General features: G+C 60.7%; 3 protein-coding genes. All 3 read left to right on the top strand.

All coding sequences use genetic code 11. The features are described 5' to 3' along the window. Window positions 1-811, top strand: an 811-nt coding sequence (locus tag SB756_RS27800; protein WP_410912697.1) for a phosphopantetheine-binding protein, incomplete at its 5' end; no start/stop codon positions are given. A gap of 296 nt (window positions 812-1,107) precedes the next feature. After that, window positions 1,108-4,461: an amino acid adenylation domain-containing protein gene (locus SB756_RS27795; protein ID WP_410912695.1), complete on the top strand. Its 3,354-nt coding sequence runs from the start codon at window positions 1,108-1,110 to the stop codon at window positions 4,459-4,461. Between the two features lies 1 nt (window position 4,462). After that, on the top strand, window positions 4,463-14,289 hold a 9,827-nt coding region (locus SB756_RS27790), incomplete at its 3' end, for an amino acid adenylation domain-containing protein (RefSeq protein WP_410912693.1).

Below are 14,289 nucleotides of genomic sequence, written 5' to 3'. Positions count from 1 at the left end.
CGGGGTCGGCCTGGCTCGCGGCTACCACCAGCGCCCATCGCTGACCGCCGAACGCTTCGTGCCGGACCCGTTCAGTGATAACGGCGGGCGCTTGTACCGCACCGGCGACCTGGCGCGCTACCGCGGCGATGGCGTGATCGACTATGCCGGGCGTATCGACCACCAGGTGAAAATCCGCGGCCTGCGTATTGAACTGGGCGAGATCGAAGCGCGCCTGCTTGAACTGCCAAGCGTGCAGGAAGCGGTGGTGCTGGCGCAGGACGGACCGAGCGGCAAGCAGCTGGTGGGTTATGTGGTGCCTGCCGACAACACGCAAGATGAAAGCGCACTGCGCGAAAGCCTGCGCGAAGCGCTCAAGGCCGGTTTGCCGGACTACATGGTGCCGGCTCACTTGTTGCTGCTCGACACGCTGCCAGTGACACCGAACGGCAAGCTGGACCGCAAGGCCCTGCCGCAGCCGGACGCCAGCCAGTTGCAGGGTGAATACGTTGCACCGCAAAGCGAGCTGGAACAGCAGATTGCGGCGATCTGGGCGGATGTGCTGAAGCTGGAAAAGGTCGGGCTGAACGACAACTTCTTTGAGCTGGGTGGGCACTCCTTGTTAGCCACCTCGGTAATTGTGCGCATCCAGGAGCAAGCGGGTGTAGCGGCCGAACTGAAAGAACTCTTCGAGTTCCCGGTGCTGGCCGACTTCAGCCGCCGGCTCGAGGGCAAGGCGCCAATTGTCGATACCACCCAGGACCAGCTGGCCAGGTCCCTGGCGCTGCTGGATAGCCTGAGCATGGAAGAACTCGATGAACTGATTTCCTGAGCCTTCTGCCTTGTGGCAGCAATGGTCTTGCATAAGCTCTGCAAGCTGGCGCCATCACTGTGGGAGCGGGCTTGTCCCGCGAACACCGGCGAAGCCGGTGCCATGCACTGCGTGGCCCCCTTCGCGGGACAAGCCCGCTCCTACAGTGGACACTCCTGCAGGCCTGGAGCAGCCTCCAGTCTCATGCGTACAGATGCCGCGCGATACCTGCCACGAATTTCCGGCTAAATCCATGCCACCACTCAACCGTCTAACTACGGAGGAAATTGATGAGCTGATTTCTTAGGAGATTCCCTGTGCAAGAGCTGCTCGATACAGTCGTATCGTTGTCCACCCAAAAACGTAAGGCGTTGGCAGCCTTGCTCAAGAAACAAGGCGTGAACCTGTACGGTGTTACGCCAATCCTCCCGAGGCCCCCTGAAGAACCGGCGTTGCTTTCCTATGCCCAGCAACGCCTGTGGATTCTGTCGCAGCTGGGCGAGGTCAGCAGCGCGTACAACCTTTCGTCCGTCTTGCGTTTCAAAGGCCATCTGGACATCCAGGCCCTGCAGCGCAGTTTCGAGACCTTGATCGAACGCCATGAAACGCTGCGTACCACTTTCCAGCTGGAGGGGGATCGGGCGGTTCAGGTAATCCACCCTCGCATCCCTTTCGAACTGGCTATTGAAGTGGTGGAGCAGGCTGACGACAACCATCTGCGTCAGCGTGTCGAGGCCGAAGCGCACTTGCCTTTCGACCTGCAGCAGGGCCCGCTGCTGCGTGTGCACCTGCTGCGTCTGGCGGCGGACGAGCATGTGCTGGTGTTGACCCTGCACCACATTGTCTCCGACGGCTGGTCGATGCCGGTGATGGTCAACGAGCTGGTGCAGCTCTACCACGGCCACAGCCAGGGCCAGGCGCTGGAACTGCCGGCACTGCCGGTGCAGTACGCCGATTACGCCACCTGGCAGCGCAACTGGATGGAGGCCGGCGAACAAGAGAAGCAACTGGCTTACTGGACTGCGCAGTTGGGTGATGAGCAGCCTGTGCTGGAACTGCCTGTTGACCGCCCGCGCCCTGCCGTAAGCAGCTATCAGGGGGCGCGTGTCACGGTTGCGCTGGATAACGGCTTGGCTGCGGCGCTTAAACAACTGGCCCAGCAGCAGGGCGTGACACCGTTCATGTTGTTGCTGGCCAGCTTCCAGGCACTGCTGCACCGCTACAGCGGGCAGCCCGACATCCGTGTAGGCGTGCCGGTCGCCAACCGCAACCGGGTCGAGACCGAGCGCCTGATCGGCTTTTTCGTCAACACCCAGGTGTTGCGCGCCGAATTCGATCTGACGATGACCTTCAGCCAGTTGTTGCAGCAGGTAAAGCAGTGCGCACTGGATGCCCAGGCCCATCAGGACCTGCCGTTCGAGCAGCTGGTCGAAGCCTTGCAAGTCGAGCGCAACCTGGGCCACAGCCCGCTGTTCCAGGTGATGTACAACCACCAGGCCAAGGCAAAGGGCGAGCGCTACAGCTTGCATGGGCTGGAGATGGAAGAGCTGGCCTGGGACAGTCATACGGCCAAGTTCGATCTGACCCTTGATACGTTCGAGCACGAGCAGGGTATTGGCGCGGCATTGACTTATGCGACGGATCTGTTCGATGCCACAACCATCGAGGGCATGGCCCGGCATTGGTTGAACCTGTTGCAGGGAATCGTGCGTGATCCCGGGCAGCGAGTGGTCGACTTGCCGATGATGGCTGAGCATGAGCGAATGCAGGTCATTCATGACTGGAATCGCACCCATACAAGCTTCCCCGGCGAGCGCACACTGCACCAGCTGATCGAAGCGCAGGTCCAGCGCTCTCCGGATGCCATCGCCCTGAGCTGTGGCGGCCAGACACTCAGCTACGGCGAACTGAACCGCCGGGCCAACCGCCTGGCGCATCGCCTGCGTGAGTCGGGCGTGGGCCCGGACGTGCTGGTGGGGCTGGCCGTGGAGCGTAGCCTGGAGATGGTGGTCGGCCTGCTGGGCATCCTCAAGGCAGGCGGTGCTTACGTGCCGTTGGACCCTGAATCCCCGCAGGATCGCCTGGCCTATCTGTTCGAAGACAGCGGCATTGCCCTGTTGCTGACCCAAACCCATTTGCGCGCTGCCTTGCCTGCGCCAGCGGGTATCCAGTGCCTGGCGCTGGACGAGCAGGCCCTGGCCGGCTACAGCGACGCCAACCCGGATGTGTCGGTGTCGCCGCAGAACCTGGCCTACGTGATCTACACCTCCGGCTCCACCGGCAAGCCCAAGGGCGCGTTGCTGGCGCACCATAACGTGGTGCGCCTGTTCGCGGCCACACAAGGCTGGTTCGGCTTCGATGCCAGCGACGTGTGGACGGTGTTCCATTCCTACGCCTTCGACTTCTCGGTATGGGAGTTGTATGGCGCCCTGCTGTATGGCGGCAAGGCGATCATCGTGCCGAAGGATGTGGCGCGCTCCTCGCAGGACTTCCATGCCTTGCTGGTAGACGAGCAAGTCACGGTATTGAACCAGACCCCTTCGGCGTTCCAGCAACTGATCCCGGTTGCCTGCGAAGCCGCGCAGGCTGGCCGGAAACTGGCCCTGCGCTATGTGGTGTTTGGGGGTGAGGCGCTGGATGTGAGCAGCCTCAAGCCGTGGTTCGAGGTGTTCGGCGATGGCCTGCCACGGTTGATCAACATGTATGGCATCACCGAGACCACGGTGCATGTGACCTATCGACCGATTGGCCTGGATGACCTGAAGAAGGTCGGCAGCAGCCCGATTGGCGAGGTGATTCCCGACCTCAGCTGGTACCTGCTGGACGGCGCGCTGAACCCGATCGTACCGGGCAGCCACGGTGAGCTGATGATTGGCCAGGACGGCCTGGCTCGCGGCTACCATGGCCGCCCGGCGCTGACCGCCGAGCGTTTCGTGCCGAACCCGTTCGACGGGCAGGGCGGGCGGCTTTATCGCTCGGGAGACCTGGCCCGTTACGCGGGTGATGGTGTGATCGAGTACCTGGGGCGTATCGACCACCAGGTGAAGATTCGTGGCTTCCGTATCGAGCTGGGCGAGATCGAGGCGCGCTTGCATGAGCAAGACGACGTGCGGCAGTGCGTGGTGCTGGCTCAGGATGGCCCGAGCGGCAAGCAACTGGTGGCCTACGTGGTGCCCGCCGACAGTGCGGTGGTCGGCAACCCTGAAGCGCAAGTGGCCTTGCGCGAAACGCTGCGTGAAGGGCTCAAGGCCAGCCTGCCGGACTACATGGTGCCGGCCTACGTGCTGTTCCTGGCCGAGCTGCCGCTGACCGGCAACGGCAAGCTGGACCGCAAGGCGCTGCCACAGCCGGATGCCGGCCTGCTGCAGGGCGAATACGTGGCCCCACAGAGCGCGCTCGAGCAGCAGATCGCGGCGATCTGGGCCGATGTGCTGAAGCTGGAAAGGGTTGGCCTGAACGACAACTTCTTTGAACTGGGTGGGCACTCGTTGCTGGCCACCCAGGTGATGGCGCGCCTGCAGATGGAGCTGGGCGTCAATCTGCCGCTCGGCCTGTTGTTCCAGGCCGCAGATCTGCAGACCTACGCAGCCATGATCAGTGGCCTGAATACCAATACCGATGCTGACCTGGATGACCTCCAGGACTTCATGAGCGAGCTTGAGGCAGTTTGAGATGCAAACAGATAACCGAAACATGGAACTGGTACAGCGCTTTATCGGGCTGCCTTCGGCGCAGCGCAAGCTGTTTCTGGAGAAACTTGCATCAAAAGGCATGAGCCTGGCTCAGCTCCCAATTCCGCAGACACGTCAGAACGCAGAATGGTTGCCGCTTTCCTATGCTCAGCAGCGGCAATGGTTTCTCTGGCAATTGGAGCCGCAAAGTTCGGCCTACAACATCCCAGCGGCCCTGAGGTTCAGCGGCGAGCTGGACATCGCCGCTTTGCAGCGCAGCTTCGAGGTCCTGATCGGCCGCCATGAAATCCTGCGTACCACGTTCAGCCTGGAAGATGAGCAGGCGGTACAGGTTGTTCATGCAAGCTTGAAGTTCGAACTTGCCGTGGAATCTGTGGCGTCTCAGGAGCCGGGCATCTTGCAAGCTTGCCTGGAAGCTGAGGCCCGGCAACCCTTCGATCTGCAGCATGGGCCGCTGTTGCGTGCCAAGCTGTTGAAACTCGCTCCCCAAGAGCACGTACTGGTGCTCACGTTGCACCATATCGTTGCAGACGGCTGGTCGATGCCGGTGATGGTCGAAGACCTGCTTCGGCTTTACGAGGGGGCCAGCCAAGGGCATGACATCCAGCTGCCCCCGCTGCCCATTCAGTACGCCGACTACGCCATCTGGCAACGAGCGTGGATGGAGGCCGGTGAAAAGGACCGGCAACTGGAGTACTGGCAAGCTCAACTGGGCGACGAACAGCCTGTGCTGGAGCTGCCGACAGACCGTCCTCGTCCGGCCCTCCATAGCCAGCAAGGCGCGCGGCTGGAAATCCCACTGCCTGCCGAGCTTACCTCCTCGCTCAAACGGTTGGCGCAGCAGCAAGGTGTTACACCCTTCATGTTGCTGCTGGCCAGCTTCCAGACGTTGCTGCATCGCTATTCGGGGCAGTCGGATATACGCGTGGGTGTACCCATCGCCAACCGCAACCGTGTGGAGACGGAGCGTTTGGCAGGCTTCTTCGTCAATACCCAAGTATTGCGTGCCGAGTTTGGGTTGAACATCACCTTTGCCGAACTGCTGGAGCAGGTCAGGCAGCGTGCCCTCGGTGCCCAAGCGCATCAGGACCTGCCGTTCGAGCAACTGGTCGAGGCGTTGCAGCCTGAGCGGAGCCTAAGCCTGAGCCCGTTGTTCCAGGTGATGTACAACCACCAGTCGCAAACCCGCCAAGACACCGCTCGCACCCTTCCCGGGCTGGTGATGGAGGAACTGGCCTGGGGCAGCCATATCGCCAAGTTTGATCTGGCACTGGACACCTTTGATCATGAGTCTGGCATCAGCGCAGCATTGACCTACGCAACCGACCTGTTCGATGCACCTACCATCGAACGCATGGCCGCACACTGGGTGAACCTCCTTGCCAGTATCGTGACGCAACCGAACCAGCCTGTGGCGGGCCTGTCGATGCTTGACGGCCAGGAACTGCAACGCGTCCTTCGTGACTGGAACAGCACGCAGGCGGATTATCACGCCGATCAATGCATGCACCAGTTGTTCGAGACCCAGGCAAAGGCAACGCCTGACGCACCGGCATTGCTTTTCGCTGAGCAGGAGCTGAGCTATGCACAGCTTAACGAGCGTGCCAACCAGCTGGCGCACAGGCTCCGGCAGCAAGGCGTAGGTCCGGATGTGCTGGTAGGTATCGCCATGGAGCGTACCCCGGACATGGTCGTTGGCCTGTTGGCCATTCTCAAGGCCGGCGGCGCCTACGTGCCGCTTGACCCGGAATATCCACAGGACCGCATTGAGTACATGCTCGAGGACAGCCAGTCGATATTGCTGTTGTCCCAATCGCACCTGCTTGCGCGCATGCCCGAGGAGTTTCATGCCAGGACGTTGTTGCTTGACCAGTTGTCCTTGGCGTCCTACCCCACCACTGACCCGGTTTGCATCACACAGCCGGGCAACCTGGCGTACAGCATCTACACCTCAGGTTCCACGGGTAAGCCCAAGGGCGTGCTGATCGAGCACCGCAACGTTACTGCGCTGATCGGCTGGGCACATGGTGTTTACAGCCAGCAGGATCTGTGCGGTGTGCTTGCTTCCACGTCGATCTGCTTCGACCTGTCGGTATGGGAGCTGTTTGTCACGTTGTCGGCTGGCGGCTATGTGGTTCTGGCGGCCAACGCCCTGGAGTTGCCTCATCTGGCAGCCAAAGAGCGTGTGCAACTGATCAATACCGTGCCGTCAGCGATCAAGATGCTGCACGAGACCGGAGGCTTGCCGGCTACCGTGCGCACTATCAACCTGGCCGGGGAAGCCTTGAAGCAGTCGTTGGTCGACGACCTGTACGCCACCGGGCATGTTCAGCAGGTGTATGACCTTTACGGCCCTTCGGAAGACACTACGTATTCAACCTTCACGCTTCGTGCAGCCCATGGCAAAGCCAATATTGGCCGACCCATCGCCAACAGTTCGGTCTATCTGCTGAGTGATGCTGTTGCGCCAGTGCCGGTGGGCGTGAACGGTGAACTTTACATGGCCGGGGCAGGCTTGGCGCGTGGCTATCTGGGGCGTCCGGGGCTGACTGCCGAACGTTTCATTCCAGACCCGTTCGACGAGCAGGGTGGCGGCCGCATGTACCGTACCGGCGACCTGGCCCGTTATCAGGCGGGTGGCTTGATTGAATATGTCGGCCGTATCGATCATCAGGTGAAAATCCGCGGTTTCCGTATCGAGCTGGGTGAGATCGAGGCGCGGCTACAGGCCCATGAGACTGTACGCGAAGCGGTCCTGCTGGCGCAGGATGGCCCGTCTGGCAAGCAACTAGTGGGTTATGTCGTGCCGGTTGATGAAGCGCTGACGGGCACGCCCGCGCAACAATCGTCGCTGCGTGATGCATTGCGTTCCCGGCTCAAGCAAAACCTGCCGGAGTACATGGTACCGGCACAGTTGCTGTTCCTTGCCAAACTGCCATTGACCCCTAACGGCAAACTGGATCGCAAGGCGCTACCGCAGCCCGATGTCAGCCATTTCCAGGCCAGCCATGTAGCGCCCCGTTCGGAGCTGGAACGTGAAATTGCAGCGGTATGGGCCAGCGTGCTGAAGCTTGAAAAAGTGGGTATTACCGATAACTTCTTCGAGCTGGGCGGCGATTCGATCATTTCCTTGCAGGTGGTCAGCCGGGCGCGGCAGGCTGGCGTCCAGTTCACGCCCAAGCAGCTGTTCCAGTACCAGACAGTGCAGGGCTTGGCATCGGTTGCCCGGCTTGCTGACAACCTGGCTATCGATCAGGGCGTTGTCACGGGCTCCATGCCCCTGACGCCGGTGCAGCACTGGTTCTTCGATCAGGCGATTACCCGACCACATCACTTCAATCAGTCTGTACTGTTGGCACCCAGTGAACAGATTGATGCCCAGCGGCTGAGTGCAGCGTTGGGCTGCGTGTTACAGCACCATGATGCCCTGCGCCTGGGTTTCGATCAGGTAGCAGGGCAATGGCAAGGCACCTTCTTGGACGTGGATGCCCATGATGTTCTGTGGGATCGTTCAGTCGACGATATTGAGGCGCTTTCGCGCCTGGCTGATGAAGCTCAGGCCAGCTTTACCCTTTGCGGCCCGTTGTTGAGGGCAGTGCTCGTAACGCTTGCCGACGGCGCCCAGCGACTGTTGCTGGTTGCCCATCATCTGGTGGTGGATGGTGTGTCATGGCGCGTGTTGCTGGAGGATCTGCAAGGGGCATACCAGTTTCTTGCAGCAGGCCAGCCGGTAGCCTTGCCGGCCAAGACCAGCTCCTTCAAAGCGTGGGCCGAGCAGGTGCAACGCTACGGCAAGAGTGATGATCTGGCGCAAGAATTGGCCTATTGGCAGGATCACCTGTGTGATGCAGACGATGCCTTGCCTGTTGACAATCCGCAGGGCGGCAATCTCCAACGGGATGCTGCTTATGCCAGCTCCCACCTGGATGCGCAGTGGACTCACAAACTCTTGCATGAGGCCCCGGCTGCCTACCGCACCCAGATCAATGATTTGCTGCTGACGGCCCTCGCCCGTGTCATTTCTCGCTGGACCGGGCGTTCTCAGGTGCTGGTGCGGCTTGAGGGCCATGGCAGGGAAGATGTTTTCGATCAGATTGACCTGACGCGGACCGTGGGGTGGTTTACTAGTATCTACCCGGTGAAACTGGACGTGCAGCCGCAACTCGACAGCACGATCAAGACCATCAAGGAGCAGTTGCGCGCGGTGCCTGACAAGGGCATTGGCTATGGTCTGCTGCGTTACATGGGAAGCGATGAAAGCCAGGACATCCTTGCGCAGTTGCCAAAGGGCGAAATCGTCTTCAACTACCTGGGTCAATTCGATGGCAGTTTCGCAGATGAAAATACCTTGTTCCGACCTGCCAGGGAGTATGGTGGGGCGAATCAAAGCGAAGACGCCGCCTTGGGTAGCCTGTTGGCACTCAATGGTCAAGTTTACGCTGGCGAACTGAAAATGGGCTGGACGTTCAGCCGCGAACTGTTTGACGAGTCGACCATACAGCGTCTGGCGCAAGAATATGTCGAGGAACTCAAGCAACTGATCAGCTACTGCTGTGATGCAAGGCATCATGGCATGACGCCGTCCGATTTCCCGCTGGCTGCACTCAACCAGGCGCAGCTGGACAGCTTGCCGATCGATGCCGCCCAGGTGGCTGATATCTACCCCCTGTCGCCGATGCAGCAGGGCATGTTGTTCCACACGCTTTATGAGCAAAATGCTGGTAACTACATCAACCAGCTGCGCGTAGATGTGGAAGGCCTGCAGGTCGAGCCGTTCAAGCAAGCCTGGCAGGCCGCCTTGCAGGCGCACGGTATTCTGCGCACTGGCTTTATCTGGGAAGGCGATCTTGACCAGGCAGTACAGGTGGTGTGCCGTAGCGTTGCGCTACCTTTCGAAGAGCATGACTGGCGCGGGCAGCCTGCGCGCGAGCACGCGCTACAGGCATTGGCCGAGGGAGAGCGGCAGCGAGGCTTCCCCTTGGATGCAGCACCGTTGTTGCGGCTGGTGCTGGTGCGTACCGGCGCCGATCAGTACCACTTCATCTATACCCACCATCATATTCTGATGGATGGCTGGAGTACTTCGCGCCTGCTGGGCGAAGTGCTCCAGCGTTACACCGGCAATTGGCGGGCTAGCAGTACCACGCATTACCGCGATTACATCGGCTGGTTGCAACGCCAGGATGGCAATGCTGCCGAGACCTTCTGGAAAGGCCAGTTGGCCAACCTGCAACAACCTACACGCTTGGCTCAGGCTGTGCGTTTGCCCGTAGACGGTCGACCATCAGGCCACGCTGCGCTGCATGACATTTTTGACCGGGAGCAGACCGCTCGAATCGAAGCGTTCGCCCGCACCAATCGAGTCACCGTGAACACCTTGGTGCAATCGGCCTGGATGCTCTTGCTACAACGCTATACCGGCCAGGACACCGTTTGTTTCGGTGCCACGGTGGCCGGGCGCCCGGCTGACCTGCCAGGCGTCGAAGAGCAGATCGGGCTGTTCATCAACACGTTGCCAGTTGTTGGCTCGCCGCGCAGCGAACAGACGGTCGGGCAATGGATCAACCAGGTTCAAGCAAACAACCTGGCCATGCGCGAACTGGAGCACACACCGCTTTATGAGATCCAGCGCTGGGCCGGCGCTGGGGGGGAAGCGCTGTTCGACAACATCCTGGTGTTCGAGAACTATCCCGTTTCCGAAGCCCTGCAACAGGGGGCGCCCAGCGGCCTTCGTTTTGGCGAGGTAGACAATGTCGAGCAAACCAACTACCCGTTGAGCGTGGCAGTAGGGCTGGGCAACGTACTTTCCATCCGCTACACCTATGATCGTGCGTTGTGGAATGAAATTGCCATTCAAGGTGTTGCCGGGCATCTGCGTAATGTACTTCAGGCGTTGGTCGAGGATGCGAACAGGCCGGTGAGTGAGTTGCCGCTGCTTGATGAACAGCAGCAGCGCCTGGTAGTCGAGCAATGGAACCGTTGCCAGCCAACCGCCACGGACGGGCTCAGCGTCAGTGCCTTGATCGAGGCGCAGGTGGCACGGACTCCACAGGCACAAGCTGTGCGCTTTGCCGATGAATCGCTCACTTATCAGGGGTTGAACGACCGGGCCAATCAGTTGGCCCATGAGCTACGTGCGCTGGGCGTTGGCCCTGATGTGCTGGTGGGCATCGCCATGGAGCGAGGCCTGGACCTGGTCGTGGGCTTGCTGGCGATTCTGAAGGCCGGGGGCGCTTATGTGCCTATGGACCCGGAATACCCGCGTGAGCGCCTGACCTACATGCTTGAAGACAGCGGCGTGCATTTGCTGCTGACCAACCACGCCTGCCAGGCGAAACTGCCGGTGCCCGATCAGGTTGAATGCGTGTTGGTCGACCATGGCGCGCTTCGCATGGCTGAGGCCCCTGGCAATCTGCCAAACGTGACCGAACCCGGCAACCTTGCCTACATGATCTATACATCAGGGTCCACGGGTAGGCCGAAAGGTGCTGGTATTGATCAGCAGGCACTTTGCTCCCGCTTGTTATGGATGCAAGCGGCCTATGCGCTTGGGGAAGACGACGTGGTGCTGCAAAAGACCTCGTTCAGCTTTGATGTATCGGTGTGGGAGCTGTTGTGGCCGCTGACCTGTGGTGCCAGGTTGCTGTTGTCCCGTCAGGGTGATCAACGTGATCCGGCGTTGTTGATCGAGCTGATTCGTACCCATGGCGTGACCACCCTGCACTTTATTCCTTCCATGCTCAGAAACTTCCTGGAGGCCGAGGGGCTGGCCCAGTGCCACAGCCTCAAACGCCTGTTTTCAGGCGGGGAGGCGTTGTCCAGTGACTTGCTGAACAAGGCCCTTGAGTGCCTGCCGCATGTGCAGATCTACAACCGCTATGGGCCGGTGGAGGCAACCATCAACGCGACTCACAGCCAGGCTTTGAGTGCAAGAAATGGCGATGTCGAGATCGGTAATGCGCTTCCTGATACACGCATTCTGATTCTTGACGCAGGGTTGCAGCCTGTACCTGTTGGTGTCTGCGGTGAGCTCTATATTGGTGGCAAGGCGCTGGCGCGGGGCTACCATCGCAAGGCGCTGCTCAGCGCCGAACGTTTTGTTCCCGATCCGTTCGCACAGCACAGCGGTGACCGGCTTTATCGTACGGGTGACTTGGCCCGCTATCGCGTCGACGGTGCAGTGGAGTATGTGGGCCGGATCGACCATCAGGTGAAGATCCGAGGTTTCCGGATCGAACTCGGTGAAATCGAGGCATGCTTGCAGGAGCATGCAAGCGTTCTCCACGCCGTGGTGGTGGCGCAACCTGGCCCGCAGGGCCATCAACTGGTTGGCTATGTAGTGCCTGCCCCCTCGGCCGGGCCTGAGATCGATGACGGGCAGTTGGCAGAGCTGCGCGATGCGCTTCGTAGCATCCTCAAAGCGAGCCTGCCTGACTACATGGTTCCAACGCACCTGATGTTTTTGCAGCAACTGCCGCTTTCTCCAAATGGCAAGTTGGACCGCAAGGCGCTGCCGCAGCCCGACGCCAGCCTTCTGCAGGCAGATTACGTGGCGCCGCAATCGCAGCTGGAGAAACAGCTCGCTGCCATCTGGGCGGATGTCTTGAAGCTCGAAAAGGTGGGGCTGACAGACAACTTCTTCGAGCTGGGCGGGGATTCGATCATCTCGCTTCAGGTCGTCAGCCGTGCCCGCCTGGCGGGCGTGCAATTCACACCCAAGGAGTTGTTCGAGCATCAAACCGTGCAGGCGCTGGCAGCGGTAGCCCGGCGTTCGACGGGCCTGGTTATAGACCAGGGGCCGGTAACCGGAAGCATGCCCTTGACGCCGGTACAACGGCGATTCTTTGCGGTAGAGATACCTGCGCGGCACCACTGGAACCAGTCGGTGCTTTTGCGTCCGGGCGCGCCTCTGGATATGTCCACCCTCACCACTGCCCTGCAAGCCTTGCTCGACCATCACGATGCGTTGCGTTTGCGCTTTGAGTGTACCGAGGGCGACTGGTCGGCACACTTTGCTCCCCAGCAGGCGCAGGCGGTCATTTGGCAACGCGCTCTTGAAAGTGTCGAACAGCTCCATGCGCTCGCCAACGAGGCGCAGCGAAGTTTGAGCCTGGAGCATGGGCCGATGTTGCGCGTGTTGCTGGTGACGTTGCCCGATGCCAGCCAACGGCTGTTGTTGGCCATCCACCATCTGGTGGTGGATGGCGTGTCCTGGCGAGTACTGCTTGAAGACTTGCAGCAGGCTTACCAGGCAGTCAACGCCGGGCAGCCTGTGAAACTGCCAGCCAAGACAAGCGCCTTCAAGGCTTGGTCGCAGCGCCTGCATGCGTATGCGGGTAGTGCTGAACTGCAACGTGAAATGGCCTACTGGCAAGCCAGCTTGCAAGGCATCGGAAGTGCCCCATTACCAGTGGATCATGCCGCGGGCCGCAACCTGGCCAAATATGCCACTTCGGTGGCGACCCAGCTCGACCCGACATATACCCGCCAGCTGTTGCAGGAAGCCCCTGCGGCTTACCGCACGCAGATCAACGACCTGCTGCTGACTGCATTGGCCCGGGTTGTTGCCCGCTGGATCGGGCAACCTGAGGTGGTCATCCGGCTGGAAGGGCATGGGCGCGAAGACCTGTTCGACGACATCGATGTAACCCGAACGGTCGGGTGGTTCACCAGCATTTACCCGGTGAAGTTGAAGCCCATCACGCAAATGGCTGCCTCGATCAAGGCTGTCAAGGAACAACTCCGGGCTGTGCCAGACAAGGGCGTAGGTTATGGCGTACTCCGTTACCTTGGGGGGGAGGAACAGCAGCGTGCGCTGGAGCTGTTGCCTCAAGGAGATATCGTTTTCAACTACCTCGGGCAGTTCGATGGCAGCTTTGCAGATGAGGCGGCATTCCTGGTTCCGGCAACCGAGCGATGTGGTGAAGGCCAGGATGAAAACACGCCTCTGAGCAGCCTCCTGGCCATCAATGGCCAGGTTTATGCTGGTGAGCTGAAGCTGAGCTGGACCTTCAGCCGGGAAGTGTTCGAGGAGTCGACGGTTCAATACCTGGCCGATGAACTCGCCCAGGAACTCAAGGCTGTGATTACTCATTGTTGTAAGGCGGAGCATCATGGTGTTACACCTTCGGACTTCCCGCTGGCCGGGCTGACCCAGGCACAACTGGACAGCCTGCCGCTGCCTGCCGCCGAGATCGCCGATGTCTATCCGTTGGCGCCGATGCAGCAAGGCATGCTCTTCCACACGTTGTTTGACCAACAGGCCGGCAACTACATCAACCAGCTGCGCGTGGACGTGCACGGGCTGGATGTGCAGCGCTTCAAGCAGGCCTGGCAGGCCACTTTCGATGCCCACGACATCCTGCGTACCGGCTTCCTCATGCAGGGCGAGCTGGACCAGGCGGTGCAGGTGGTACGCAAGACGGTCGAGCTGCCATTCAGCGAGCACGACTGGCGCGGCCAACCGGCGCTGGAGCAGGCCTTGCAGGCGTTGGCCGAAGGCGAGCGCCAGCGCGGCTTTGACCTGGCCGCAGCGCCATTGCTGCGCCTGGTACTGGTACGCACGGGCGATGACAGCCACCAGCTGATCTACACCAACCACCATATCCTCATGGACGGCTGGAGCACCTCGCGCTTGCTGGGTGAAGTGCTGCAACGCTATGCCGGGGTGGTGCCACAAGCGCAGGCCACTCATTACCGTGACTACATAGCCTGGCTGCAAGGCCAGGATGCCGCCGTGGCAGAAGCCTTCTGGAAGGCCCAGCTGGCTTCCCTCGATGAGCCGACCCGTTTGGCTCAGGCCATCGC

Source organism: Pseudomonas sp. SIMBA_068, from assembly GCF_046534705.1.
Classification (GTDB): domain Bacteria; phylum Pseudomonadota; class Gammaproteobacteria; order Pseudomonadales; family Pseudomonadaceae; genus Aquipseudomonas; species Aquipseudomonas putida.
This window is presented reverse-complemented; position numbering and strand designations above follow the sequence as displayed.